This window comes from Staphylococcus simiae (assembly GCF_017357005.1).
Taxonomy (GTDB): domain Bacteria; phylum Bacillota; class Bacilli; order Staphylococcales; family Staphylococcaceae; genus Staphylococcus; species Staphylococcus simiae_A.
The window spans coordinates 439,163-465,597 of sequence record NZ_CP071589.1; the positions used below are offsets into that span (position 1 = coordinate 439,163).

General features: G+C 32.0%; 23 protein-coding genes. All 23 read left to right on the forward strand.

Annotated elements, in window-relative coordinates; translation table 11 throughout:
• Positions 1 to 158: 158 nt before the first annotated feature.
• The 23 genes from ispE (at position 159) to lysS (ending at position 26,414) form a co-directional block, all read left to right on the forward strand.
• Complete coding sequence (ispE, locus tag J3R86_RS01890) at positions 159 to 1,007, forward strand: 4-(cytidine 5'-diphospho)-2-C-methyl-D-erythritol kinase (RefSeq protein ID WP_207517822.1); 849 nt, start codon at positions 159 to 161, stop codon at positions 1,005 to 1,007.
• A 13-nt stretch (positions 1,008 to 1,020) separates the two neighbouring features.
• Positions 1,021 to 1,845: a pur operon repressor gene (gene purR, locus J3R86_RS01895; RefSeq protein WP_002464195.1), complete on the forward strand. Its 825-nt coding sequence runs from the start codon at positions 1,021 to 1,023 to the stop codon at positions 1,843 to 1,845.
• A gap of 16 nt (positions 1,846 to 1,861) precedes the next feature.
• Positions 1,862 to 2,242, forward strand: coding sequence for a RidA family protein (locus tag J3R86_RS01900; protein ID WP_207517823.1), 381 nt, complete (start codon positions 1,862 to 1,864; stop codon positions 2,240 to 2,242).
• A gap of 67 nt (positions 2,243 to 2,309) precedes the next feature.
• Complete coding sequence (gene spoVG / locus J3R86_RS01905; RefSeq protein WP_207517824.1) at positions 2,310 to 2,612, forward strand: septation regulator SpoVG; 303 nt, start codon at positions 2,310 to 2,312, stop codon at positions 2,610 to 2,612.
• Between the two features lie 822 nt (positions 2,613 to 3,434).
• The gene (glmU, locus tag J3R86_RS01910) at positions 3,435 to 4,802 is read left to right on the forward strand and encodes a bifunctional UDP-N-acetylglucosamine diphosphorylase/glucosamine-1-phosphate N-acetyltransferase GlmU (protein ID WP_207517825.1); all 1,368 of its coding nucleotides are present in this window, start codon (positions 3,435 to 3,437) and stop codon (positions 4,800 to 4,802) included.
• 128 nt (positions 4,803 to 4,930) lie between these two features.
• On the forward strand, positions 4,931 to 5,896 hold the full coding sequence (locus J3R86_RS01915) for a ribose-phosphate diphosphokinase (RefSeq protein ID WP_002464402.1): 966 nt from the start codon (positions 4,931 to 4,933) through the stop codon (positions 5,894 to 5,896).
• Between the two features lie 151 nt (positions 5,897 to 6,047).
• A complete protein-coding gene (locus J3R86_RS01920; RefSeq protein WP_002464403.1) occupies positions 6,048 to 6,704 on the forward strand; it encodes a 50S ribosomal protein L25/general stress protein Ctc in 657 nt (218 codons plus the stop codon).
• A gap of 587 nt (positions 6,705 to 7,291) precedes the next feature.
• Entirely contained in the window at positions 7,292 to 7,864 is a 573-nt protein-coding gene (gene pth, locus J3R86_RS01925) for an aminoacyl-tRNA hydrolase (RefSeq protein ID WP_207517826.1), read from the forward strand.
• Entirely contained in the window at positions 7,864 to 11,370 is a 3,507-nt protein-coding gene (gene mfd, locus J3R86_RS01930; protein WP_207517827.1) for a transcription-repair coupling factor, read from the forward strand. Before pth ends, mfd begins: the two co-directional genes overlap by 1 nt.
• Entirely contained in the window at positions 11,360 to 12,898 is a 1,539-nt protein-coding gene (locus J3R86_RS01935) for a polysaccharide biosynthesis protein (RefSeq protein WP_207517828.1), read from the forward strand. The genes mfd and J3R86_RS01935 overlap by 11 nt, the downstream gene beginning before the upstream one ends.
• Positions 12,895 to 14,076, forward strand: a complete 1,182-nt coding sequence (locus J3R86_RS01940) for a MazG nucleotide pyrophosphohydrolase domain-containing protein (RefSeq protein ID WP_207517829.1) — start codon at positions 12,895 to 12,897, stop codon at positions 14,074 to 14,076. Before J3R86_RS01935 ends, J3R86_RS01940 begins: the two co-directional genes overlap by 4 nt.
• 5 nt (positions 14,077 to 14,081) lie before the next feature.
• Positions 14,082 to 14,345: an RNA-binding S4 domain-containing protein gene (locus J3R86_RS01945; RefSeq protein ID WP_207517830.1), complete on the forward strand. Its 264-nt coding sequence runs from the start codon at positions 14,082 to 14,084 to the stop codon at positions 14,343 to 14,345.
• Between the two features lie 18 nt (positions 14,346 to 14,363).
• Positions 14,364 to 14,756 carry a cell division protein DivIC gene (gene divIC / locus J3R86_RS01950; RefSeq protein WP_207517831.1) on the forward strand — a complete coding sequence of 131 codons (393 nt, stop codon included), beginning with the start codon at positions 14,364 to 14,366 and terminating at the stop codon, positions 14,754 to 14,756.
• Positions 14,757 to 14,858: 102 nt separating this feature from the next.
• Complete coding sequence (locus J3R86_RS01955) at positions 14,859 to 15,266, forward strand: S1 domain-containing RNA-binding protein (protein ID WP_207517832.1); 408 nt, start codon at positions 14,859 to 14,861, stop codon at positions 15,264 to 15,266.
• 634 nt (positions 15,267 to 15,900) lie between these two features.
• Positions 15,901 to 17,199, forward strand: coding sequence for a tRNA lysidine(34) synthetase TilS (gene tilS / locus J3R86_RS01960; RefSeq protein ID WP_207517833.1), 1,299 nt, complete (start codon positions 15,901 to 15,903; stop codon positions 17,197 to 17,199).
• Between the two features lie 4 nt (positions 17,200 to 17,203).
• Positions 17,204 to 17,743, forward strand: a complete 540-nt coding sequence (gene hpt, locus J3R86_RS01965) for a hypoxanthine phosphoribosyltransferase (protein ID WP_207517834.1) — start codon at positions 17,204 to 17,206, stop codon at positions 17,741 to 17,743.
• A gap of 255 nt (positions 17,744 to 17,998) precedes the next feature.
• Complete coding sequence (ftsH, locus tag J3R86_RS01970) at positions 17,999 to 20,104, forward strand: ATP-dependent zinc metalloprotease FtsH (RefSeq protein WP_207517835.1); 2,106 nt, start codon at positions 17,999 to 18,001, stop codon at positions 20,102 to 20,104.
• A gap of 255 nt (positions 20,105 to 20,359) precedes the next feature.
• The gene (hslO, locus tag J3R86_RS01975) at positions 20,360 to 21,241 is read left to right on the forward strand and encodes an Hsp33 family molecular chaperone HslO (protein ID WP_207517836.1); all 882 of its coding nucleotides are present in this window, start codon (positions 20,360 to 20,362) and stop codon (positions 21,239 to 21,241) included.
• Positions 21,242 to 21,418: 177 nt separating this feature from the next.
• Positions 21,419 to 22,351 carry a cysteine synthase A gene (gene cysK / locus J3R86_RS01980; RefSeq protein WP_207517837.1) on the forward strand — a complete coding sequence of 311 codons (933 nt, stop codon included), beginning with the start codon at positions 21,419 to 21,421 and terminating at the stop codon, positions 22,349 to 22,351.
• 355 nt (positions 22,352 to 22,706) lie between these two features.
• Positions 22,707 to 23,510: a dihydropteroate synthase gene (gene folP, locus J3R86_RS01985; protein ID WP_207517838.1), complete on the forward strand. Its 804-nt coding sequence runs from the start codon at positions 22,707 to 22,709 to the stop codon at positions 23,508 to 23,510.
• On the forward strand, positions 23,488 to 23,853 hold the full coding sequence (gene folB, locus J3R86_RS01990; RefSeq protein ID WP_207517839.1) for a dihydroneopterin aldolase: 366 nt from the start codon (positions 23,488 to 23,490) through the stop codon (positions 23,851 to 23,853). The genes folP and folB overlap by 23 nt, the downstream gene beginning before the upstream one ends.
• Complete coding sequence (gene folK / locus J3R86_RS01995; RefSeq protein WP_207517840.1) at positions 23,850 to 24,329, forward strand: 2-amino-4-hydroxy-6-hydroxymethyldihydropteridine diphosphokinase; 480 nt, start codon at positions 23,850 to 23,852, stop codon at positions 24,327 to 24,329. Before folB ends, folK begins: the two co-directional genes overlap by 4 nt.
• A gap of 597 nt (positions 24,330 to 24,926) precedes the next feature.
• Positions 24,927 to 26,414, forward strand: a complete 1,488-nt coding sequence (gene lysS / locus J3R86_RS02000) for a lysine--tRNA ligase (protein ID WP_207517841.1) — start codon at positions 24,927 to 24,929, stop codon at positions 26,412 to 26,414.
• Positions 26,415 to 26,435 lie beyond the last annotated feature (21 nt).

Genomic DNA, 26,435 nt, shown 5'->3' on the forward strand with positions numbered 1-26,435 from the left:
ATGAATGACAATACATAATCAAATACGGTCACAAAAAAGTTATTAATTAAATGCTATTGCTTTTATAAAAAAATAACGAAAAATTACTTAAAAGGTCAAATAATATTTCTCTTTATGTTAAAATCATCATATTAAGATTACGAAAAGAGGGCGCAAAAATGATATATGAAACAGCTCCGGCTAAAATAAATTTTACGCTCGACACACTTTTTAAAAGAAATGATGGCTATCATGAAATAGAGATGATTATGACAACCGTTGATTTAAATGATCGCCTTACTTTTCAAAAACGGAAAGACCAAAAAATAGTGGTAGAAATTGAACATAATTATGTGCCTTCAAATTATAAAAATCTTGCATATAGAGCAGCGCAGCTATTAATAGAAAGATATCGTCTTAAACAAGGTGTTACGATTAAAATTGATAAAGAAATACCTGTTTCAGCAGGATTAGCAGGTGGTTCAGCAGATGCTGCAGCAACTTTACGTGGTATGAATCGTTTGTTCAATATCGGTGCATCGTTAGACGAACTAGCTATATTAGGAAGTGAAATAGGTACGGATATTCCATTTTGTATTTATAACAAAACAGCTTTTTGTAGTGGTAAGGGTGAAAAAATAAAGTTTCTGAATAAACCACCTTCAGCATGGGTAGTATTAGCGAAACCTAATATAGGAATATCATCACCAGATATATTTAAAAAATTAAATGTAAATGAAGAATATCATGTTCATACTCAAATGTGTTATGATGCACTAACTGCAGGAAATTATCAACAGTTGTGTCATAGTCTATCCAATAGATTAGAACCGGTTTCAGTATCAAAATATCCACAAATTGCTAAGTTAAAGCAAAACATGTTGAACAGTGGTGCTGATGGTGCATTGATGAGTGGTAGTGGTCCAACCGTTTATGGTTTAGCACGTAAAGAGAGTCAAGCTAAACATATTTTTAATGCTGTTAACGGTTGTTGTAACGAAGTATACTTAGTTAGATTATTAGGATAGAAGGGTTGAAAAGATGAGATATAAAAGAAGCGAGAGAATTGTCTTTATGACACAATATTTGATGAATCATCCGAATAAATTAATACCATTAACATTTTTTGTGAAGAAATTTAAACAAGCCAAATCTTCTATTAGTGAAGATGTCCAAATTATTAAAAATACATTCCAAAAAGAAAAATTAGGTACAGTTATTACTACTGCTGGTGCTAGTGGTGGTGTCACATACAAACCTATGATGAGTAAAGAGGAAGCAACCGAAGTTGTTAATGAAGTCATAGATTTATTAGAAGAAAAAGAACGCTTATTACCAGGTGGATATTTATTTTTATCAGATTTGGTTGGCAATCCAACGCTACTAAATAAAGTGGGTAAATTAATTGCAACTATCTATATGGATGAAAAACTTGATGCTGTTGTCACTATTGCAACTAAAGGTATTTCTCTAGCTAATGCCGTTGCAAATGTATTAAATTTACCAGTTGTTGTAATTCGAAAAGATAATAAAGTTACTGAAGGTTCTACGGTATCTATAAACTATGTTTCAGGGTCATCTAGAAAAATTGAAACGATGGTACTGTCAAAAAGAACATTAGCGGAAAATTCTAATGTCTTAGTTATTGATGATTTTATGAGAGCTGGTGGCTCTATTAACGGTGTAATGAATTTAATGAATGAGTTTAAAGCCCAAGTAAAAGGGGTATCTGTACTTGTAGAATCAAAAGAAGTTAAACAAAGATTAATTGAAGATTATACTTCCTTGGTGAAACTTTCTGATGTCGATGAATATAATCAAGAATTTAAAGTAGAACCAGGTAACAGTTTATCTAAATTTTCTTAAAAGGAGTTTTAGTATAGTGAAAGTTATAAATACTAATAAAGTAGCAGAAGCACTAGGTCCTTATTCACATGCAGTTATTATTAATGACTTAGTATACACTTCTGGACAAATCCCATTACTTGCTGATGGCACAATTGTAGGCGAAGATGTTCAACTACAAACAAAACAAGTCTTAGAAAACTTAAAAACTGTCTTACAAGAAGCAGGTTCAGATTTAGATTCTGTAGTTAAGGCAACAATTTTCATTAAAGACATGAACGAATTTCAAAAAATAAATGAGGTATATGGACAGTACTTCGATATACATCAACCAGCACGTAGTTGTGTTGAAGTTGCCAGATTACCTAAAGATGTAAAAGTAGAAATTGAACTAATCGCTCAATTAAAAGGAATATGATTTTCAATCATAAAATATTGTTAAGCTTCTAAACAACAGATAGATATACTATAGGGGGGCTCACTACATGAAAGTGACAGATGTAAGACTTAGAAAAATAGATACAGATGGAAGAATGAAAGCACTTGTTTCCATTACATTAGATGAAGCTTTCGTAATTCATGATTTGCGTGTTATAGAAGGAAATACTGGTCTATTCGTCGCAATGCCAAGTAAACGCACACCAGATGGTGAATTCCGCGACATCGCACATCCTATTAACTCAGATATGAGACAAGAAATTCAAGATGCTGTGATGAAAGTATATGAAGAAACAGATGAAGTAGTACCTGATAAGAATGCTACATCAGATGACACAGAAGAAGTTTAATTAAGAACATATAATGAGTAAGAGACTGACGTTTTAATTAGTTAGTCTCTTTTTTTATAATGATGATACTTTGGGTAGTATTAGTCGATCGTTGATGCAATAAGTTCTGAAATGCAAAGTTTATGAAAGTTAATATTAAGCGATTAGCAGTATCTGTATGAAGTGAAAATGCTGTTAGAGCAAAGTTTCTAATCTTAATTAGTGTAGATAAAGTAGGTGGACCCAACACAGAGAATTTCATCAAGAAATTCTACGGACAATGCAGGGACCCGTCATAGAAAAAATTTATAACTAAAATTTTTACTTTAATGTGCAAGACGGGCAAGGTTGGGCAAGAACTACTAAAGATTAAAAATCTAAAATAAAGGATTACAATTGATTTGAAAAAGGTTTACAGTTTATTAATTCATAATAAACTGCATAAGAGTTTCTAGCTATTAAAATAGCAGAAACTCTAACAATTGCATAGGGACCCAACACAGAAAAACTGGGTAACTAGTTTTTTCATGCAATGCAGGTTGGGCAAGAGCTACTAAAAATTAAAAATCAAAAATAAAGGATTACAATTGATTGCTAGCGCAACAATTGCATAAGAGCTACTAAAGATTAAAAATCTAAGTAGCTCTAAATGATTGATTCGATTGTTCGAACTTAGTTCTTTTCTATTAAAGGAAAGAACCCTCCTTCAATATATTTTAAAATATAAAAAAAGATGGATTAAAATTAATTAGATTAAAGCAATCATTTTTATCTGTTGAAAGACGAACATATATTAAATTATAATAATGATGAAATGCAAAATTTATTGGAGGTATATTGTTCATGGGGAATTATGCAATTATTTTAGCGGCAGGTAAAGGTACAAGAATGAAGTCTAAAAAAATTAAAGTACTACATGAAATTGCTGGTAAATCAATGATTGAACATGTATTACAAAGTGTCGAAGCTTCTGGCGTTGATCAGGTAGTAACGGTAGTTGGACATGGTGCAGAAAGTGTTAAACAACAGCTAGGAGAACAATCTTTATATAGTTTTCAACAAGAACAATTAGGAACAGCGCATGCAGTGCAAATGGCTGAGGATCATTTACAAGGTAAAGAGGGAACAACACTAGTTGTTTGTGGCGATACACCATTAATCACACCAGAAACACTAGAAGCATTAATCAAACACCATGAACAAACAGATGCTCAAGTTACAGTTTTATCAGCAATCATTCAAAGACCTCAAGGATACGGTAGAATTATTAGAAATTCACAATATCAATTAGAAAAAATAGTTGAAGATAAAGATGCGAATGCAACAGAAAAAGAGGTTAAAGAAATTAGTTCTGGAATATTTGCGTTTGACAATAAAGTATTGTTTGACACTTTACAACATGTAGAAAATGATAATGCACAAGGAGAATATTATTTACCAGATGTCGTTTCTCTTATTTTAAAAGAGGGCGGTAATGCTGAAGTTTATTGTACCGAAGATGTCGACGAAATCATGGGCGTTAATGATAGAGTGATGTTGAGCCAAGCTGAAAAGTTATTACAACAACGCATTAATCACTTTCATATGATGAATGGTGTTACAATAATTAGCCCAGAACAAACCTTCATTGGACCTGATGTTCAAATAGGTATAGATACTATTATTGAACCAGGAGCTAGAATTACTGGACACACAAGCATAGGGGAAGATGTCGTTATTGGCCAATACTCAGAAATTAACAATAGTACAATTGAAAGCAAAGCAGTGATTCAACAATCAGTTGTCAATGATTCCCATGTAGGAGTTGCTACTAAAGTTGGACCTTTTGCACAATTAAGACCAGGTTCAAATTTAGGTGCTGAAGTTAAAGTAGGTAATTTTGTTGAAATCAAGAAAGCACAACTTAAAGATGGTGCTAAAGTCTCTCATTTAAGTTACATTGGTGACGCTGAAATTGGTGAACGCACTAATGTTGGATGTGGAACAATAACAGTTAACTATGATGGTACAAATAAATTCAAGACTATTGTCGGTAGTGATTCATTTGTTGGTTGTAATGTCAACTTGGTAGCACCAGTAACTGTGGGGAATGACACATTAATTGCTGCAGGTTCAACAATTACGGATAACGTACCTGACCATAGCTTAGCATTAGCAAGATCAAGACAAACGACTAAAGAAGGCTATATGACTGAACATAACAATAAATAATAAATTTATAGCAACTGATATTGAGTGTAATAAAAACGTAATCTTTATGATTTAATCATTCGCATAGTAATAAACTGTCATTTTATATATAATAGAAACTGCGTAAGTAAATAATTGGAGGACTATAAATGTTAAATAATGAATATAAGAATTCGTCATTAAAGATTTTCTCATTGAAAGGGAACGAAGCATTAGCTCAAGAAGTAGCTGACCAAGTTGGTATTGAATTAGGTAAATGTTCAGTTAAACGTTTTAGTGATGGAGAAATTCAAATTAATATCGAAGAGAGCATTCGTGGTTGTGACGTATTTATTATTCAACCAACGTCATATCCTGTTAACCTACACTTAATGGAATTACTAATCATGATTGATGCTTGTAAGCGTGCATCTGCAGCAACAATCAACATTGTAAACCCATATTATGGATATGCAAGACAAGATAGAAAAGCACGTAGTCGTGAACCTATTACGGCTAAACTAGTAGCTAACTTAATAGAAACTGCTGGAGCAACAAGAATGATTGCATTAGATTTACACGCTCCACAAATCCAAGGTTTCTTTGATATTCCGATTGATCATTTAATGGGAGTACCGATTTTAGCTAAACACTTTAAAAACGATCCTAATATTGACCCAGAAGAATGTGTCGTAGTGTCACCTGACCATGGTGGTGTAACACGTGCACGTAAATTGGCTGACATTTTAAAAACTCCAATTGCTATTATAGACAAACGTCGACCTAGACCAAATGTTGCTGAAGTAATGAATATTGTTGGTGAAATTGAAGGACGTACTGCAATTATTATTGATGACATTATTGATACAGCAGGTACAATTACGCTAGCAGCACAAGCATTAAAAGATAAAGGTGCAAAAGAAGTATATGCATGTTGTACTCATCCAGTTTTATCTGGTCCTGCTAAAGAAAGAATTGAAAATTCTGCAATTAAAGAATTAGTTGTGACGAATTCTATTCATCTTGATGAAGAACGTAAACCATCAAATACTAAAGAATTATCAGTTGCTGAATTATTAGCTCAAGCAATTATTCGCGTATATGAAAGAGAATCAGTAAGCGTATTATTTGATTAAGTCTTAAATGCTATTTGACGAACATAATTGAAACATGTATAATAATTTCGTTCGTGATTATACGAATAAATAAACACTTGCAAGCAACTATGAAGTTGATGGGTAAGTGAGGTGCTCAGTAATGAGCAAAATATGAAAGGTGGAAATGACAATGGCTTCATTAAAGTCAATCATCCGTCAAGGTAAACAAACACGTTCAGATCTTAAACAATTAAGAAAATCAGGTAAAGTACCTGCAGTTATGTATGGTTACGGAACTAAAAACGTGTCAGTTAAAGTTGATGAAGTAGAATTCATCAAAGTTATCCGTGAAGTAGGTCGTAACGGTGTAATCGAATTAGGCGTTGGTTCTAAGTCAATCAAAGTAATGGTTTCAGATTACCAATATGACCCACTTAAAAACCAAATCACTCACATTGATTTCTTAGCAATCAATATGAGCGAAGAACGTACTGTTGAAGTACCTGTTCAATTAGTTGGTGAAGCAGTTGGCGCTAAAGAAGGCGGCGTTGTTGACCAACCATTATTCAACTTAGAAGTAACTGCTACTCCAGATAATATTCCTGAAGCTATCGAAGTAGATATTACTGAATTAAACGTAAACGACGTTTTAACAGTAGCAGATGTTAAAACTACAGGTGACTTCACAATCGAAAACGATCCTGAAGAGCCAGTAGTATCAGTAGTTCCTCCAACTGAAGAACCAACTGAAGAAGAAATCGAAGCTATGGAAGGCGAACAACAAACTGAAGAGCCTGAAGTAATCGGTGAAGAAAAAGAAGACGAAGAAGAAAAAACTGAAGAATAAGATTAACTTATTATAAAGTTATCTACTTTGTTTATATAGCACTATGCTTATTTAGTTATAAGCATAGTGCTTTTTGTGTTATTATAAACTTTGATTATCCTTTTAATACGTAGTTTGAAATATTACTAGTAATAGCTAACTAAATGATTTAACAATCAAAGTTAACGATATAATCTGTTTTTTTATTTCAAGATAATTTAACAGTTTATAATGTTGACCTTGAAGCGTTGTTCCACTAATGATAACTACTGTTGATAATAAATATACAATTATTCATATCATTTAATAACAATGGATATATGACGAGAGAAGTCCAAAAGCATTTTATAGTCAATATGATGCGTTCGGCCGTGACTACATTGAAGTTAAAATATTGATAAATTAGCATTTTAAATTATAATGAGTCATATTTGCATAAGACTATGAAATGTATTTTCTGTAAAAATAGTTCTATTTTGTTTTTTATATAACTATACATATCGTTGTAACTATTTTAAATATATGAAACGTATAACATTAACTCGATTTAAACTTTATGAGAAAATAGGTAAATCTAAAATTAAAATTTAAAATGGAGGGAATACAATATGAAATGTATTGTAGGTCTAGGTAATATAGGTAAACGTTTTGAACTTACAAGACATAATATTGGTTTTGAAGTCATTGATCATATATTAAGTAAAAATAATTTTACGTTAGATAAACAAAAGTTTAAGGGTGCATATACCATTGAAAGATTGAATGGTGACAAAGTTTTGTTTATAGAGCCTTTAACAATGATGAACCTTTCGGGTGAAGCGGTAGCGCCACTTATGGATTATTACAACATAGATACCGAGGATTTAATCGTCTTGTATGATGATTTAGATTTAGAACAAGGACAAATAAGACTTAGACAGCAAGGTAGTGCTGGTGGTCATAATGGTATGAAATCAATTATTAAAATGCTAGGTACAGATCAATTTAAACGTATTCGTATCGGTGTGGGGAGACCTACGAATGGTATGTCAGTACCAGACTATGTATTGCAACGTTTTTCCAATGATGAAATGATCATCATGGACAAAGTCATTGAACATGCTGGTCGTGCGGTAGAGACATTTATTGAAACTTCACGTTTTGACCATGTCATGAATCAATTTAACGGTGAAGTGAAGTAATGTCTATATTAACTCATTTCATAACAGAAGATAAACGTTTTCAAGAACTTAGTCAGGTATTTGGTCAAGAACATAATTTAGTCACTGGTTTATCCCCATCTGCAAAAGCTACTATTATTGCAGAAAAGTATTTAAATTCCAATAGACAATTGTTATTAATAACTAATAATTTGTATCAAGCAGATAAAATAGAAGCTGATGTTTTACAATATGTTAACAGCGATGAAGTATATAAATATCCAGTACAAGATATTATGACAGAAGAATTTTCAACCCAAAGCCCTCAATTGATGAGCGAACGTGTTAGAACATTAACGGCGTTAGCACAAAATAAAAAAGGGTTATTTATCATTCCATTGAATGGATTTAAAAAGTGGTTGACACCTGTTGATATTTGGAAAAATCATCAAATGACTGTTCGTGTTGGTGAAGATATCAATGTTGATGAATTTTTAAATAAATTAGTTAATATGGGATATAGACGAGAAAGTGTTGTATCGCATATTGGTGAATTTTCATTACGTGGTGGAATTATTGACATTTTTCCATTAATTGGACAACCAGTTAGAATTGAACTCTTTGATACAGAAATTGATTCTATAAGAGATTTTGATGTAGAAACACAAAGATCGAACGATAATCTTGAACAAGTAGATATTACTACAGCAAGTGATTATATTATTACTGAAGATGTTATAAATGCTTTGAAGAATAATTTAAAAGATGCTTATGAAACAACAAGACCTAAAATTGATAAGTCTGTGCGCAATGATTTAAAAGAGACTTATGAAAGTTTTGAATTGTTCGAAAGCTCGTATTTTGATCATCAAGTTTTACGTCGACTTGTTGCATTTATGTATAATCAACCATCTACAATTATTGATTATTTCCAAGATAATGCGATTATTGCTGTTGATGAATTTAATCGTATTAAAGAAACCGAAGAAAGTTTAACAATTGAATCAGAAGATTTCATTAGCAATTTAATAGAAAGTGGTAATGGTTTCATTGGACAAAGTTTTATTAAGTATGAAGGATTTGAACGTTTATTAGAACATTATCCAGTAACCTATTTCACATTATTTACTGCTACAATGCCTGTTAAACTAGAGCATATTATTAAATTTTCATGTAAACCTGTTCAACAATTTTACGGTCAATACGATATTATGCGTTCAGAATTTCAAAGATATGTTCATAATAACTATAATATTGTAGTCTTAGTTGAAACAGAAACTAAAGTTGAGCGTATGCAAGCAATGTTAAATGAAATGCATATACCAACTGTGACTAATATGCATCACGCAACTGCTTCAGGACAAGCCATTATTATGGAAGGAAGTTTGTCTGAAGGATTTGAACTGCCGTATATGCAATTAGTTGTTATTACAGAACGTGAATTATTTAAAACGAAGCAACAGAAAAAGAAAAAAAGAACCAAAGCATTATCGAATGCTGAAAAAATAAAGTCATATCAAGATTTGAATGTTGGTGATTATATTGTTCACGTACATCATGGTGTAGGTCGCTATCTAGGCGTAGAAACGTTAGAAGTAGGAGATACACATAGAGATTACATCAAACTTCAATATAAAGGCACTGATCAACTATTTGTTCCAGTAGATCAAATGGATCAAGTTCAAAAGTATGTCGCATCAGAAGACAAAACACCTAAGTTAAATAAATTAGGTGGAACAGAATGGAAAAAAACAAAAGCCAAAGTACAACAAAGTGTTGAAGATATTGCTGAAGAGCTTATTGAACTATATAAAGAAAGAGAAATGGCTGAAGGATATCAATTTGGTGAGGATACAACAGAACAAACAACATTTGAGTTGGATTTCCCATACGAACTAACTCCAGACCAAGCTAAATCTATTGATGAAATAAAAATGGATATGGAAAAATCAAGACCAATGGACCGTTTATTATGCGGTGATGTTGGTTATGGTAAAACAGAAGTAGCTGTTCGAGCAGCATTTAAAGCTGTGATGGAAGGAAAACAAGTAGCATTTCTAGTACCTACAACGATTTTAGCGCAACAGCATTATGAAACATTGATCGAACGTATGCAAGATTTTCCGGTTGAAATTCAATTAATGAGCCGCTTTAGAAGTGCAAAAGAAATTAAACAAACGAAAGAGGGCATTAAGACTGGATTTGTGGATATTGTAGTTGGTACACATAAATTATTAAGTAAAGATATTGAGTATAAAGATTTAGGGTTATTGATCGTCGATGAAGAACAGCGTTTTGGAGTTAGACATAAAGAAAGAATCAAAACAATGAAAAACAATGTTGATGTCTTAACACTAACAGCAACGCCTATACCACGAACACTACATATGAGTATGTTAGGAGTTAGAGATTTATCAGTTATTGAAACACCACCAGAAAATAGATTTCCAGTACAAACTTATGTACTCGAACAAAATACGAATTTTATTAAAGAAGCTTTAGAACGTGAATTATCACGAGATGGACAAGTATTTTACTTATATAATAAAGTGCAATCAATATATGAGAAACGCGAACAATTACAAATGCTCATGCCAGATGCTAATATTGCAGTTGCACATGGTCAAATGACTGAGCGAGACTTAGAAGAGACGATGCTAAGTTTTATCAATCACGAATATGATATTTTAGTGACGACGACGATTATTGAGACAGGTGTCGATGTACCCAATGCCAATACTTTAATTATTGAAGATGCTGATCGTTTTGGGTTAAGCCAGTTGTATCAGTTAAGAGGACGTGTAGGTCGATCAAGTCGCATTGGATATGCCTATTTCTTACATCCAGCAAATAAAGTTCTTACTGAAACTGCTGAAGATCGTTTGCAAGCTATCAAAGAATTTACTGAACTCGGTTCTGGTTTTAAAATTGCTATGAGAGATTTAAATATTCGTGGCGCGGGTAATCTGTTAGGTAAACAACAACATGGCTTTATCGATACAGTTGGTTTTGACTTATATAGTCAAATGTTAGAAGAAGCAGTAAATGAAAAACGAGGCATTAAAGAAACTCAACCAGATGCACCAGAAGTTGAAGTTGATTTGAATTTAGATGCGTATTTACCTACTGAATATATTACAAATGAACAAGCTAAAATTGAAATTTATAAAAAACTACGTCAAATAGAAACAGAAGAACAATTGTTAGATATCAAAGACGAATTAATAGATCGCTTTAATGATTATCCGATAGAAGTAGAACGCTTACTAGATATTGTTGAAATTAAAATTCATGCGCTTCATGCAGGAATCACTTTAATTAAGGATAAAGGAAAAACAATCGATATTTCATTATCCGTTAAAGGCACTGAAGAATTAGATGGAGAAGCATTATTTAAAGCTACGCAACCACTTGGCAGAACGATGAAAGTTGGCGTTCAAGATCATGCAATGAAAGTGACATTGACTAAGAAACAACAATGGCTAGACAATTTGAAGTTCCTTGTTAAATCTATAGCTGAAAGTATGAGAATTAAGGATGAAGAATAAAGCTGCATTTAATGGTGTTGTCATTCTAACTTTAGCTTTAATCATCATCAAAATTTTAAGTGCGATTTATAGGATTCCATATCAAAATATTTTAGGAGATTCTGGCTTATATGCCTACCAGCAAATTTACCCTATAGTTGCTTTAGGAATGATATTGTCAATGAATGCCATCCCTAGTGCTGTAACACAGAATTTAGGTCGAAATGAGGATAAGTACCAAACCCAAAATTATTCACAAGTACTTAAAGTCATTCAATTTTTTGGTATCGCATTATGTGCAATAATTTTTATATGTGCCAAGATGTTAGCATATGCAATGGGTGACACTCATTTAACACCTATGATTCAAACGGCAAGTATAAGCTTTTTATTTATAGGTATTTTAGGAGTGTTAAGAGGTTATTATCAAGCAGCTAATAATATGAATATACCTGCTATGTCGCAAGTGATAGAGCAAGTAGTAAGAGTTGGTATCATTATTATTACTATTTTACTTTTTAGCTCGTTAGGATGGACCATCTATCAAGCAGGTACTATGGCAATCTTAGCATCATCATTAGGGTTTTTGGCTTCATCAATATTTTTAATTTGTCAAAAGCCCTTCCGTTTTAAAATTAAAGTAGATAACACTAATATCTCATGGAAACGACTAATTGTTTCTATATTTATATTTGCAGTGAGTCAATTAATAGTTATTTTATGGCAAGTCATTGATAGTTTTACAATTATTCAAACGCTCAAAAGTATAGGTACACCGTTTAAGCAAGCAATTAGTGATAAAGGTATATATGATCGAGGTGCATCGTTTATACAAATGGGATTGATTGTCACGACAACATTCAGTTTTGCATTAATTCCATTATTAAGTGATGCAATTAGAGATAATAATCGTCTACAAATGAATAGATATGCGAACGCATCTTTAAAAATTACTATACTTATTAGTACAGCGGCAGGTATAGGTTTAATCAATTTATTACCCTTGATGAATAGCGTGTTTTTTAAAACAGACCAATTAACACTAACATTAACTATCTATATGATTACCGTCATTTGTGTATCATTAATCATGATAGATATGGCGCTATTACAAGCGAAACACGCTATAAAACCAATAATGATAGGTATTTGTGCAGGTATAATTTTAAAAATAATCTTTAATGTAGTGTTAATTCGACTATTTGGTATATTAGGTGCAAGTTTAAGTACAGTGATGTCATTAATCGTATTTGGAACGATTTTACATGTTGCAGTGAATGCACTATATAATACGTATGCAATGAAACATTACTTAAGTAAAGTTATCTTGAGTATGTTAGTGATGTCTGGTGTAGTACAATTGTTATTATTCATTATTACAACGCATCAAAGATGGACAGGTTTAATTGAACTTTTAATTGTTGCTATAATTGGAATTATTGTGTTAATTATTTTTATTATGAAATTTAGCGTATTAACTTATAGAGAATTAATTTATCTGCCATATGGAGAAAAGTTGTATCGTAGGATGAAAGGAAGACGTAAATGACACACACAATTACTATTGTTGGCTTAGGAAATTACGATTTAGAGGACTTACCATTAGGAATTTATCGCTTTTTAATTAAACAAGATATCGTATATGCAAGAACGTTAGATCATCCAGTCATTCAAAGCCTGAAAGATGATATGAAGTTTGAAAGCTTTGATGATGTTTATGAAGCGCATGATCAGTTTGAAGATGTTTATAAAGATATTGTGAGACGTCTTGTTGATGCTGCTAAAGCAAATGACATTGTTTATGCTGTTCCTGGCCATCCAAGAGTAGCAGAGACCACAACTGTCATGTTGCAAAAAATGGCTAATAAAGATGATCAAATTAATGTTTCAATACTAGGTGGGAAAAGTTTTATTGATGATGTCTTTGAAGCGGTCAATATAGATCCTAATGATGGCTTTACATTACTTGATGCCACATCATTGAAAGAAACACAACTGAATATTAGAACGCATACGTTGATTACACAAGTATATAGTGGCATGATGGCAGCTGACTTGAAAATTACTTTAATGGAACGCTATCCAGATGAATATCCCGTACAAATAGTAACAGGGGCGCGTAGTAATGGTGCAGAAGTTATCAATTGTCCATTGTATGAACTTGATCATTATGACAGTGCTTTTAATAATTTAACCAGTGTCTTTATACCTATGGTGTCACAAAGGGAAGGCTTTTATAGTGATTTCGATTTTGCGGTTGAAGTCATTGATACGCTTGTTGATGATAATGATGGATGCCCTTGGGATAAAATACAGACACACGAAAGTTTAAAACGTTATTTACTTGAAGAAACATTCGAATTGTTTGAAGCTATTGACAATAATGATGATTGGCATATGATTGAAGAGTTAGGAGATATTTTATTACAAGTGTTATTGCATACTAGTATTGGTAAAAAAGAAGGATATATGGATATTAAAGAAGTTATCTATAGTTTAAATGATAAAATGATACGTAGACATCCACATATTTTTGGTGATGAATCAGCTGAAACAGTTGAAGATTTAAAAGTAATTTGGTCTAAAGCTAAAGTAGATGAAGGTAAAGTACCAAGATTAAAATTTGAAAAGATTTTTGCAGACCATTACTTAAATTTATATGATGCTACGAAGAACAAGAATTTTAATGAACAATCCTTGAAAAAATTTTTACAGCAAGGGGAATAAAATAGATGAGATTAGATAAGTATTTAAAAGTATCACGTTTAATAAAAAGAAGAACATTGGCTAAAGAAATGAGTGATCAAGGCCGTATTACTGTTAACGGGAATGTTGCTAAAGCAGGGACAGATATAAAAGTTGAAGATCAACTTGTAATACGTTTTGGTCAAAAATTAGTTACAGTTAAGGTTACAGCACTTAACGAGCACGCATCTAAAGAGAATGCTAAAGGTATGTTTGAGTTGATTGAAGAACAAAAAATCAATGAAGATTAGTGTTGGAGGTGACAAGTAATGTCAAATAATATTGAAAATATTGGTAATCAATATACATCTGAAAAAAATAAGAAAAAGCAAAGACACCAAATGAAAATGCGAGTAGTGAAGAAAAGAATCGCATTATTTGCTGGAATCATGTTGGCAATTATTATTGTGTTATCAATTATGCTTGTCGCCCAAAAACATCGCAATGACACAGATACACAGGAACGCAAACATAAAGAAGAACAATTCCAAAAGCAACAAAATGAAGAAATTGCACTTAAAGAACAATTAAACAATTTGAATGATAAAGACTATATTGAAAAAATTGCACGTGATGATTACTACTTGAGTAATAAAGGAGAAGTTATTTTCAAATTACCGGGTGATAAAAAAACAAGTAGTTCAAATTCTTCAAACAATTAAATAAAAATGTGTGAAAATAAAAGCGTATAGTCATTGTGAAAAACTTAAAACAAGGATATAATAAGAAAAAATCGAATCAAATCGGGAGGATTTATTTAGCATATGTCAATCGAAGTTGGAAATAAGCTTAAAGGTAAAGTTACTGGTATCAAAAAATTTGGTGCATTTATAGAATTACCTGAAGGGAAAAGTGGTTTAGTTCATATTAGTGAAGTTGCTGATAATTACGTTGAAAACGTTGAAGATCACTTAAAAATTGGCGATGAAGTTGAGGTTAAAGTATTATCTATAGCAGATGACGGTAAAATTAGTTTATCAATTAAAAAAGCTAAAGATCGTCCACGTAGACCACAACATCACAATAATAAACCAAGTCATCAAAAACCAGTACCAAAGGCTGAAGATTTTGAAAAGAAATTAAGTAATTTCTTAAAAGATAGTGAAGATAAATTAACTTCTATCAAACGTCAAACAGATTCAAGACGTGGCGGTAAAGGTTCTAAACGATAATATAAATAAATGAAGACTGTTTCATTAAGAAATGATTTTAAGTAAGTACTGCTATATAAGTAGTCGTCATTAAATAAACTTAGACTGTTTCTTATATAAGGAGCAGTCTATTTTATTTGTTTGATATTTCTGATGACTCTTATTTGGGGTAAGTCGCTATATAAAGAGATTCTCTATTTTTAAAGATTAATTAAATGTAAATTTAAAGCGTATAAAAATATAAAGTAGTTTGATTTCGTGACTCTAGAGGTAGGCACCCAGCAAGGAAAATTATGTCGACCAAATTTTTACATAATGTGGAAGCTTAGTAAATTGACTCAACATAGAAAAACTGGTTACCCATTTTTACAAACTCGAAAGTAGACCAACATAGAAAATGTAATAACTAGAAATTTTTATTATAACGGATAAGTTGGGGATGCAGTGCTAGTCAAAGACCGGAGCCACAACATAAATAAATTGATTAATCAATTTAGACTTAATCAGCTTCGTCAAACGGTCTGAGATAGAGGAGATTGAAATGGGCCCACTGGGGAAGCGGGGTAATCAAACTATCAGTTTATTGTGATAGAGAATCTATAAATTTTCAGTATAAGAACGATTAAATTTTGATAGAAGATTTGGAGGTGATGACGTGAAAATCGATACACAATATTGGCAACCTAACCATCATATAGTCATTGCTGTTTCTACTGGGATAGATAGTATGTGCTTATTACATGATTTATTACATCACTATCAACATAGTTATCATAAAATAACTTGTCTTCATGTTAATCATGGGTTAAGAGAACAATCTAGCGAAGAAGAACAATTCTTAAAAAAATATTGTGATAGTCATAATATTGCTTGTTTTATTAAACATTTGAATTTAACTTACTTAACTGAAGAAAATAAAAGCATACAAAATGAGGCAAGACAGCAACGATATCAATGGTTTGATCATATGATGAAACAACTGAATGCCGACATCTTATTAACAGCCCACCATCAAGATGATCAATTGGAGACAATAATGTATCGTCTTTTTAGCGGTAAAAGTACGCGTAATCGATTGGGCATACCTGAAGTAACCAGTAAGCAACATTACAAAATCATTCGTCCATTATTAAACAGTACTAAGAAAATGATACATCAATATCAAAAACAATATGGCGTGCCATTTTTTGAAGATCAATCGAATGGGAATAATAAATACATAAGAAATGATATTCGTAATCGAATTATTCCAGCGATTAATCAAAATTCTCAGTTACAAACTGAACAGTTACTAAAATTAAAGACATGGCATGATATGCAGTTTGAAAGATTGAAGCAAGATGCTATTCGTTATATCGAAAACAATGTTCGTATGGATCATCATCAAAGTATGATTGAAATACCAAGGGTGGAATTTAATAGTTTAGAATTCTATATTAAAGTAGCGGTCTTTGATCAATTATTGTCTGACATAAATTCGGGAGCTAGTATTAGTGAAAAAACTTATGAAGAGTGGTTTAATCAATTTAAAAGTAACCAAGCACAATTCAATATTAATATTACAGAAAAATGGATTATTCAAATTTCATATGGTAAATTAATAATAATGGCAAAAAATAAATACGCTCATTATGATAAGAAGCGATTCATTCAACAGCCAGGTGTATATCATTTTAATAATTATGTTGTAGATATAAATGTTGATTTACCACAATATTTGTACCCTATTGTTATCAGAACAAGACAAAATGGAGATAAATTTCAAATGAATGGACAACATAATCACAAAAAAGTGAGTAGATTGTTAATTGATATGAAGGTCAATCAAAATATGCGTGATCAACTCCCTATTTTAATAAATAGTGACGACACTATTATTGCAGTAGGTGATTTATATATTAAGAACGATTTAACACAATGGATTTCAATTAGTGAAAAAGATGGAGATGAATAGTACTATGCATAAGGATTTAAAAGAAGTTTTATTAACGGAAGAAGAAATTCAAAGTATTTGTAAATCATTAGGAGACCAACTAACAAAGGATTATCAAGATAAACCATTAGTATGTGTTGGTATTCTAAAAGGTTCAGCAATGTTTATGTCAGATTTGATTAAAAGAATTGATACACATTTATCAATCGATTTTATGGACGTATCTAGCTACCATGGTGGAACTGAATCAACTGGTGAAGTTCAAATCATTAAAGATTTAGGGTCATCAATTGAAAATAAAGATGTATTGATTATTGAAGATATATTGGAAACTGGAACGACACTCAAATCAATAACTGAGCTATTACAATCTAGAAAGGTTAATTCTTTAGAAATTGTAACATTATTAGATAAACCTAACCGTCGTAAAGCAGATATTGAAGCAAAATATGTCGGCAAAAAGATTCCCGATGAATTTGTTGTGGGATATGGTTTAGATTATAAAGAGTTATATCGAAACTTACCTTATATTGGAACTTTGAAACCTGAAGTATACACTAAATAATTCAACATCAAAGTGAAGTAATATTACTATGACTTTTGCTAAGAATAGTGTAGACTCGTAATATGAAAAATGTATTTCATATATAATAAATTTTAAACAAGTTAAATACTAAAATATCTCTTAAACACATACAGATTGTACATATAATATATAGGAATAGAAGTAACGGATTTAAAGTCAATTACTAGCTAATAAAATATGTAATGTGTTACAATTCTTGTTAGTTTTATTATGGGAAGTAGGAGGAAATGACGCATGCAGAAAGCTTTTCGCAATGTGCTAGTTATCGTAATGATAGGCGTAATTATTTTTGGTCTATTTTCATATTTGAACGGTAATGGAAATATGCCGAAACAGCTTACATATAATCAATTTACTGAGAAGTTGGATAAAGGCGACTTGAAAACTTTAGAAATCCAACCAGAGCAAAATGTATATATGGTAAGTGGTAAAACAAAAGGTGATGAAGATTATTCATCAACGATTCTTTATAATAATGAGAAAGAATTGCAAAAAATTACTGATACAGCTAAAAAACAAGATGGCTTAAAACTTACAGTTAAAGAAGAAGAAAAACAAAGTGTCTTTGTTAATATACTAACTACATTGATACCAGTTGTAATCATTGCCTTATTATTTATTTTCTTCCTTAGCCAAGCACAAGGTGGCGGCAGTGGCGGTCGTATGATGAACTTTGGTAAATCTAAAGCTAAAATGTACGATAATAACAAACGTCGAGTTCGTTTTTCTGATGTTGCTGGTGCAGATGAAGAAAAGCAAGAATTGATAGAAATTGTAGACTTCTTAAAAGATAATAAGAAATTTAAAGAAATGGGATCACGTATTCCTAAAGGTGTCTTATTAGTAGGGCCACCAGGTACAGGTAAAACATTATTAGCGAGAGCAGTAGCTGGAGAAGCAGGTGCACCATTCTTCTCAATCAGTGGTTCAGACTTTGTTGAGATGTTTGTAGGTGTTGGTGCGAGCCGTGTGCGTGACTTATTTGAAAATGCTAAGAAAAATGCACCATGTATTATATTTATAGATGAAATTGATGCTGTAGGTCGTCAACGTGGTGCAGGTGTTGGTGGTGGTCACGATGAGCGTGAACAAACTTTAAACCAATTACTAGTTGAAATGGATGGTTTCGGTGAAAACGAAGGTATCATTATGATCGCTGCAACTAACCGCCCTGATATTTTAGACCCAGCATTATTACGTCCTGGTCGTTTTGATAGACAAATTCAAGTTGGCCGTCCAGATGTTAAAGGACGTGAAGCAATTTTACATGTACATGCTAGAAATAAACCGCTTGATGAAACGGTGGATTTAAAAGCTATCTCTCAACGTACACCTGGTTTTTCAGGGGCAGATTTAGAAAACTTACTAAACGAAGCATCATTAATTGCAGTACGTGAAGGTAAGAAGAAAATTGATATGAGAGATATTGAAGAAGCAACGGATAGAGTTATTGCAGGTCCAGCTAAGAAATCTCGTGTCATTTCTAAGAAAGAACGTAACATTGTTGCACACCATGAAGCGGGTCATACGATTATTGGTATGGTATTGGATGAAGCAGAGGTTGTCCATAAAGTTACTATCGTACCGCGTGGACAAGCAGGCGGTTATGCTATGATGTTACCTAAACAAGATCGTTTCTTAATGACTGAACAAGAACTACTAGATAAAATTTGTGGTTTACTTGGTGGTCGAGTGTCTGAAGATATTAACTTTAATGAAGTGTCAACAGGTGCTTCGAATGACTTCGAACGTGCAACACAAATTGCACGCTCAATGGTTACAGAATATGGTATGAGTAAAAAACTAGGACCTCTTCAATTTGGACATAGTAATAGCCAAGTGTTCTTAGGTAAAGACATGCAAGGAGAGCCAAATTATTCTGGTCAAATTGCTTATGAAATTGACAAAGAAGTTCAACGTATTGTTAAAGAACAATATGAACGTTGTAAACAAATTTTATTAGAACATAAAGAACAACTTATTTTAATTGCTGAAACATTATTAACTGAAGAAACGTTAGTTGCAGAACAAATTCAATCTTTATTCCATGAAGGCAAATTGCCAGAAGTTGATTATGATGCAGCTAAAGTTGTTAAAGATGAAGACTCAGAGTTTAATGATGGTAAATACGGTAAATCATATGATGATATACGTAAAGAACAACTCGAAGAGGGACATCGTGAAGAACAAGAAGATCGCAAAGAAGAAAAAGATATAGAGAAGGATAAACAACAAGAACAAAAACAAGCAGACGAAGAACATCCTTCAGAAGATACAGCACATGAACAAGCACCAAATATTGAAAAACCTTACGATCCAAATAATCCAGATAATAAATAAGAAATATATTTAAGCTCTTCATAGTCGTAAATGGCTATGAAGAGCTTTTTGGTTCTTTATTTTTTAGGACTGATTGAATATAAGTAGAAATGACTTGAATAAAAAATAATACAATGGTATTGAATTGACTCATTATTACGTATATAAACAAGTTACTTCATAATTTATAAATATCGGTGTAGAATAAATACAATTGAAAAAAATAACTCATTTTTAATAAAATTAATAGAGTAGATATAAAGAGGAGATTAAATTATGACACATGATTATATTATAAAAGGATTAGCTTTTAATGGAGAAGTTAGAGCATATGGTGCATTAACAACTGAAACTGTACAAGAAGCACAAACTAGACATTACACATGGCCTACTGCCTCTGCAGCAATGGGAAGAACGATGACAGCGACTGCCATGATGGGTGCTATGTTAAAAGGTGATCAGAAATTGACAGTAACGGTAGATGGGCATGGACCAATAGGCAAAATTATTGCAGATGCTAATGCCAAAGGCGAAGTTAGAGCATATGTAGACCATCCTCAAACACATTTCCCATTAAACGAACAAGGGAAATTAGATGTTAGACGTGCTGTTGGTACAGATGGATCAATAATGGTTGTTAAAGATGTAGGTATGAAAGATTACTTTTCAGGAGCTAGTCCGATTGTTTCTGGAGAATTAGGTGAAGATTTCACTTACTATTATGCAACTAGTGAACAAACACCATCATCTGTGGGATTAGGTGTTTTAGTTAATCCAGACAACACGATTAAAGCTGCAGGTGGTTTTATTATTCAAGTGATGCCAGGTGCCAAAGAAGAAACAATCAATAAATTAGAAACAGCGATTAATAATATGACACCAGTTTCTAAATTAATAGATCAAGGTTTAACACCTGAAGGCATTTTAAATGAAATTTTAGGTGAAGATAATGTTCAAATTTTGGAAAAAATGCCTGTTCAATTTGAATGTAATTGTAGCCATGAGAAATTTTTGAATGCAATTAAAGGTTTAGGAGAAGCAGAGATTCAAAGCATGATTGATGAAGATCATGGTGCAGAAGCAGTATGCCATTTCTGTGGCAATAAATATCAATATTCAGAAGAAGAATTGAATGAATTATTACAAACATTAGCTTAGGTATTGCATAAAGTATTAGTGGTAAATGTTTAATGATAGCTGTTTTGTGAAAATGAACAAGACTAGCAAAGATATTATGATACTTTTAGTTTCATTTTTTAATAGAGTTTGATAAAATTAAATTATATCCGATAAAGAAACTAAGGTTTTAATTATGAAATAAAAGGAGTTTTTATAATGGCGCAAAAACCAGTAGACAATATTACTCAAATTATCGGTAATACACCGGTAGTCAAATTAAGAAATGTAGTAGATGACAATGCAGCTGACGTATATGTTAAATTAGAGTATCAAAATCCAGGTGGCTCAGTAAAAGATAGAATTGCTTTAGCTATGATTGAAAAAGCTGAACGTGAAGGTAAAATCAAACCTGGAGACACAATTGTAGAACCAACAAGTGGTAACACAGGTATAGGTTTAGCATTTGTCTGTGCAGCCAAAGGTTATAAGGCAGTATTTACAATGCCAGAAACAATGAGCCAAGAACGACGTAACTTACTAAAAGCATATGGAGCTGAATTAGTTTTAACTCCTGGAACAGAAGCGATGAAAGGTGCTATTAAAAAAGCGAAAGAACTTAAAGAAGAACATGGTTACTTTGAGCCACAACAATTTGAAAACCCAGCTAACCCTGAAATTCATGAATTAACTACTGGTCCAGAATTAGTAGATCAATTCGAAGGTAGAAGTATTGATGCATTCTTAGCTGGTGTTGGTACTGGTGGTACGTTATCAGGTGTTGGTAAAGTATTGAAAAAAGAATATCCGAATATTGAAGTAGTGGCTATTGAGCCAGAAGATTCGCCAGTATTAAGTGGAGGAAATCCAGGACCACATAAATTACAAGGTTTAGGAGCTGGATTTATTCCGGGTACTTTAAATACAGAAGTGTATGATAGTATTATTAAAGTTGGTAATGAAACAGCTATGGAAATGGCACGTCGTGTTGCTAAAGAAGAAGGTATTTTAGCAGGTATTTCATCAGGTGCTGCAATTTATGCTGCAATTGAAAAAGCAAAAGAATTAGGTAAAGGTAAGACTGTCGTAACGGTATTACCAAGTAATGGTGAACGTTACTTATCTACACCTTTATATTCATTTGATGACTAATATAACTTCTATATAGTATGTAATAATAAGGCCGAAGCATGTTAATATGTTTCGGCCTTTATTTTTGAATTTTTTCGTAAATAGATGTATCTCTATTAATATTGCGATTGTTTATATCGTTAATGCTGTTTAATTTTTTTAGTTAAAATTCATTTGTTCGCTTAACATATTAGTAAGATACATTTGGATAACATAATAATGAAGGTGCTACAAGAGAATTTTAGAATATAGTAGTGAAAAGTAAGTTGATAGAATGATAATATATAGTAGTGAATTTAACTTAAATTGTATTAAAAGTTTGTAATCAAAATTAAAAGTATATTCTATTATTATTTATTTTAGAAGGATGGATAACATGGTTAAGACACAAATTATGGGTATATTAAATGTCACTCCGGATTCATTTTCTGATGGTGGTCAATATGTTGCTCTAGAAACAGCTATAAAACGTGTTGAAGAGATGATTGTAGAAGGTGCGGATATTATAGATGTTGGTGGTGTATCTACAAGACCAGGATATGAAGAGATATCAGTTGAAGAAGAATTAAATAGAGTACTTCCAATTGTAGAAGCGATAGCTACATATGACGTGAAGATTTCAGTAGATACATATAGAAGTGAAGTAGCTGAAGCGTGTTTGAAGTTAGGCGTAGATATGATTAATGATCAATGGGCTGGTTTATATGATAAACAGATGTTTGATACAGTTGCAAAATATAATGCTGAAATTGTATTAATGCATAATGGTGATGGTAAACGTAAGTCGCCAGTAATGGAAGAAATGCTAACATCACTTTTAGCACAGGCGCATCAAGCGAAAATAGCAGGGATTAATGCTGACAATATATGGCTTGATCCGGGTATAGGTTTTGCGAAAACGCGATTAGAAGAGAAAGAAGTTATGTCACGTTTAGATGAATTAGTAGCGACTGGTTTTCCTATTTTATTAGCAACTAGTCGTAAGAGGTTTATAAAAGAAATGATTGGTTATGAGACAACGCCACTTGAGAGAGATGAAGCTACAGCTGCGACGACTGCTTATGGCATTATGAAAGGTGTCAAAGCTGTACGGGTTCATCATGTAGCGTTAAATGCTAAAATTGCACAAGGAATTGATTTCTTAAAGGAGAATGATTATGCAAGACAAAATATTTCTTAATGGTTTAAGGTTTTATGGCTATCACGGTGTGTTATCAGCAGAAAACGATATTGGGCAAATATTTGTAGTTGATGTTGAAATGTTAATAGATTTGTCGGTTGCAGGTATGTCAGATAAAGTAGAAGATACAGTGAATTATGGAGAAGTCTTTGAAGTAATTAAAAGTATAATGGAAGGCCAACCGGTCAACTTATTAGAACATCTAGCTGAACGTATTGCCAAACGTATAAATTCACACTATAATCGTGTATTAGAAACAAAAATTAGAATCACTAAAGAAAACCCACCGATTCCAGGACACTATCAAGGTGTTGGTATAGAAATAGTGAGGGGAAAGAAATGATAACTGCATATTTGGGATTAGGTAGTAATGTTGGGGATAGAGAAGGTCAATTACAACAAGCAATTGATATTTTGAATCATTTTTCTGGGATTGATGTTATAAAATGTTCTCCTATTTATGAAACTGCGCCAGTAGGATATACAGACCAGCCTAACTTTTTAAATTTATGTCTTGAGATATTAACGACATTATCAGTAGAAGACTTATTAGAACATTGCTTAGATACTGAGAAACAATTGCATCGAGTTAGAAATGAACGTTGGGGACCAAGAACGCTTGATGTTGATATATTATTGTATGGAGACAATATAATTGAGAAAGATAATTTGATTGTTCCTCATCCGAGAATGAACGAAAGAGCATTTGTTTTAATACCTTTAAATGATATAGCTCCTAATATAGTAGAACCACGTTCTCAACAAGTGATAAGTGAACTTGTACCAATTGATGACTCAGTGATTAAATATGAGAACTAAATGATAAAGATATCAACATCAACTGTATGAGGTAATATCATTGTTGTTGCAGTAAATTATAGAATTTATAGTTTATGTTATATAAGATACTGTTAGACTAAATAACACTGTATTGTAACGCTAAGTGATAAAATAAGTTTAGTTATTGGTTATTATATAAATGCTAATTTTTTAGTTTAGAGTCTTAAAAATATGTTTATTTTTAATCGAAGTATAGTTTTAATATAAAATCAATTACTATTAAGGAATATTATTCTATTATATTTGAAGCGAATTATGCGCTCTTAAGCTATAGTGTTATTTACAATGATTAAGCATCTATTCTTAAATTTTATATATACAGATTAATTAAGTAACGAAGACTTTCTTCTAACTTAAAGAAAAAAGTAGAAAATACTTTATTAGATGTGCGCCGTCTTGTAGAATTAATATGTGAAAATAGTGTAATTGAACTAAGAAAATACGTTATTATTTTTTGAAGTAAGTTAAATCTTAAATTTAGTATAAAGTAATTATGAATTTATTATTATTTAACATGACTTTTAAGTGTAATATGTGAATATTTTTAAGGATGCCAAGAATAAAGGAGAGAATAGTATGTCAGAAGAAATGAATGACCAAATGCAGGTCCGTCGACAAAAATTACAAGAATTATATGATTTAGGAATAGACCCATTTGGTTCTAAATTTGATCGTACAGGTTTATCAAATGAATTGAAAGAGAATTGGGATCAATTTTCAAAAGAAGAACTTGCAGAAAAAGAAGAAGAAAGTCATGTTGCTATTGCTGGACGCCTAATGACAAAACGTGGCAAAGGTAAAGCAGGATTTGCTCATATACAAGATTTAGCAGGACAAATTCAAATTTATGTACGTAAAGACCAAGTCGGAGATGACCAATTTGAGTTGTGGAAAAATGCTGATTTGGGAGATATTGTTGCTGTAAAAGGTGTTATGTTTAAAACTAATACTGGAGAATTATCTGTAAAAGCCAAGGAGTTCATTCTTTTAACAAAATCTTTGCGTCCTTTACCAGATAAATTCCATGGACTTCAAGATATAGAACAACGTTATCGTCAACGTTATTTAGATTTAATAACTAACGAGGATAGTACGCGCACATTTATAAATCGTAGTAAAATTATTCAAGAAATGAGAAATTATCTTAATAAACAAGGTTTCTTAGAAGTAGAAACACCAATGATGCATCAAATACCAGGTGGCGCAGCTGCAAGACCTTTCGTTACACACCATAATGCGCTAGATGCAACACTGTATATGCGTATTGCTATTGAGCTACATTTGAAACGCTTAATTGTAGGCGGACTTGAAAAGGTATATGAAATCGGACGTGTATTCCGTAACGAAGGTGTATCTACTAGACATAATCCAGAGTTTACAATGATTGAATTGTACGAAGCTTATGCTGATTATCATGATATTATGGATTTAACTGAATCTATGGTCAGACATATAGCTCAAAATGTATTCGGTTCAGCAAAAGTACAATATAATGGTGAAACAATCGACCTAGAATCATCATGGAGAAGATTGCATATGGTTGATGCTGTTAAAGAAGCTACTGGTGTAGATTTTTATGAAGTAAATAGTGATGAAGAAGCTAAAGCCTTAGCTAAAGAACATGGTATAGAGATTAAAGATAATATGAAATATGGTCATATATTAAATGAATTTTTCGAACAAAAAGTTGAAGAAACACTAATTCAACCAACATTTATCTATGGTCATCCAATAGAAATATCACCTCTAGCTAAAAAGAATCCAGAAGATGCTAGATTTACTGATCGTTTTGAATTGTTTATTGTAGGTAGAGAACATGCAAATGCCTTTACTGAATTAAATGATCCAATTGATCAAAGAGCTAGATTTGAAGCACAACTTGTTGAAAAAGAACAAGGTAATGATGAAGCTCACGAAATGGATGAGGACTTTATTGAAGCCTTAGAATATGGTATGCCTCCAACAGGTGGGTTAGGTATTGGTATAGACCGTCTTGTAATGTTGTTAACTGATTCTCCATCTATTAGAGATGTATTATTATTCCCATATATGAGACAAAAATAAATATTTAGATTTAGCACTCTC

Coding starts and splice junctions, on each gene's coding strand:
- ispE (WP_207517822.1), top strand. CDS start 159: ATGATATATGAAACAGCTCCGGCTAAAATAAATTTTACGCTCGACACA.
- purR (WP_002464195.1), top strand. CDS start 1,021: ATGAGATATAAAAGAAGCGAGAGAATTGTCTTTATGACACAATATTTG.
- spoVG (WP_207517824.1), top strand. CDS start 2,310: ATGAAAGTGACAGATGTAAGACTTAGAAAAATAGATACAGATGGAAGA.
- glmU (WP_207517825.1), top strand. CDS start 3,435: ATGGGGAATTATGCAATTATTTTAGCGGCAGGTAAAGGTACAAGAATG.
- J3R86_RS01915 (WP_002464402.1), top strand. CDS start 4,931: ATGTTAAATAATGAATATAAGAATTCGTCATTAAAGATTTTCTCATTG.
- J3R86_RS01920 (WP_002464403.1), top strand. CDS start 6,048: ATGGCTTCATTAAAGTCAATCATCCGTCAAGGTAAACAAACACGTTCA.
- pth (WP_207517826.1), top strand. CDS start 7,292: ATGAAATGTATTGTAGGTCTAGGTAATATAGGTAAACGTTTTGAACTT.
- mfd (WP_207517827.1), top strand. CDS start 7,864: ATGTCTATATTAACTCATTTCATAACAGAAGATAAACGTTTTCAAGAA.
- J3R86_RS01935 (WP_207517828.1), top strand. CDS start 11,360: ATGAAGAATAAAGCTGCATTTAATGGTGTTGTCATTCTAACTTTAGCT.
- J3R86_RS01940 (WP_207517829.1), top strand. CDS start 12,895: ATGACACACACAATTACTATTGTTGGCTTAGGAAATTACGATTTAGAG.
- J3R86_RS01945 (WP_207517830.1), top strand. CDS start 14,082: ATGAGATTAGATAAGTATTTAAAAGTATCACGTTTAATAAAAAGAAGA.
- divIC (WP_207517831.1), top strand. CDS start 14,364: ATGTCAAATAATATTGAAAATATTGGTAATCAATATACATCTGAAAAA.
- J3R86_RS01955 (WP_207517832.1), top strand. CDS start 14,859: ATGTCAATCGAAGTTGGAAATAAGCTTAAAGGTAAAGTTACTGGTATC.
- hpt (WP_207517834.1), top strand. CDS start 17,204: ATGCATAAGGATTTAAAAGAAGTTTTATTAACGGAAGAAGAAATTCAA.
- ftsH (WP_207517835.1), top strand. CDS start 17,999: ATGCAGAAAGCTTTTCGCAATGTGCTAGTTATCGTAATGATAGGCGTA.
- hslO (WP_207517836.1), top strand. CDS start 20,360: ATGACACATGATTATATTATAAAAGGATTAGCTTTTAATGGAGAAGTT.
- cysK (WP_207517837.1), top strand. CDS start 21,419: ATGGCGCAAAAACCAGTAGACAATATTACTCAAATTATCGGTAATACA.
- folP (WP_207517838.1), top strand. CDS start 22,707: ATGGTTAAGACACAAATTATGGGTATATTAAATGTCACTCCGGATTCA.
- folB (WP_207517839.1), top strand. CDS start 23,488: ATGCAAGACAAAATATTTCTTAATGGTTTAAGGTTTTATGGCTATCAC.
- folK (WP_207517840.1), top strand. CDS start 23,850: ATGATAACTGCATATTTGGGATTAGGTAGTAATGTTGGGGATAGAGAA.
- lysS (WP_207517841.1), top strand. CDS start 24,927: ATGTCAGAAGAAATGAATGACCAAATGCAGGTCCGTCGACAAAAATTA.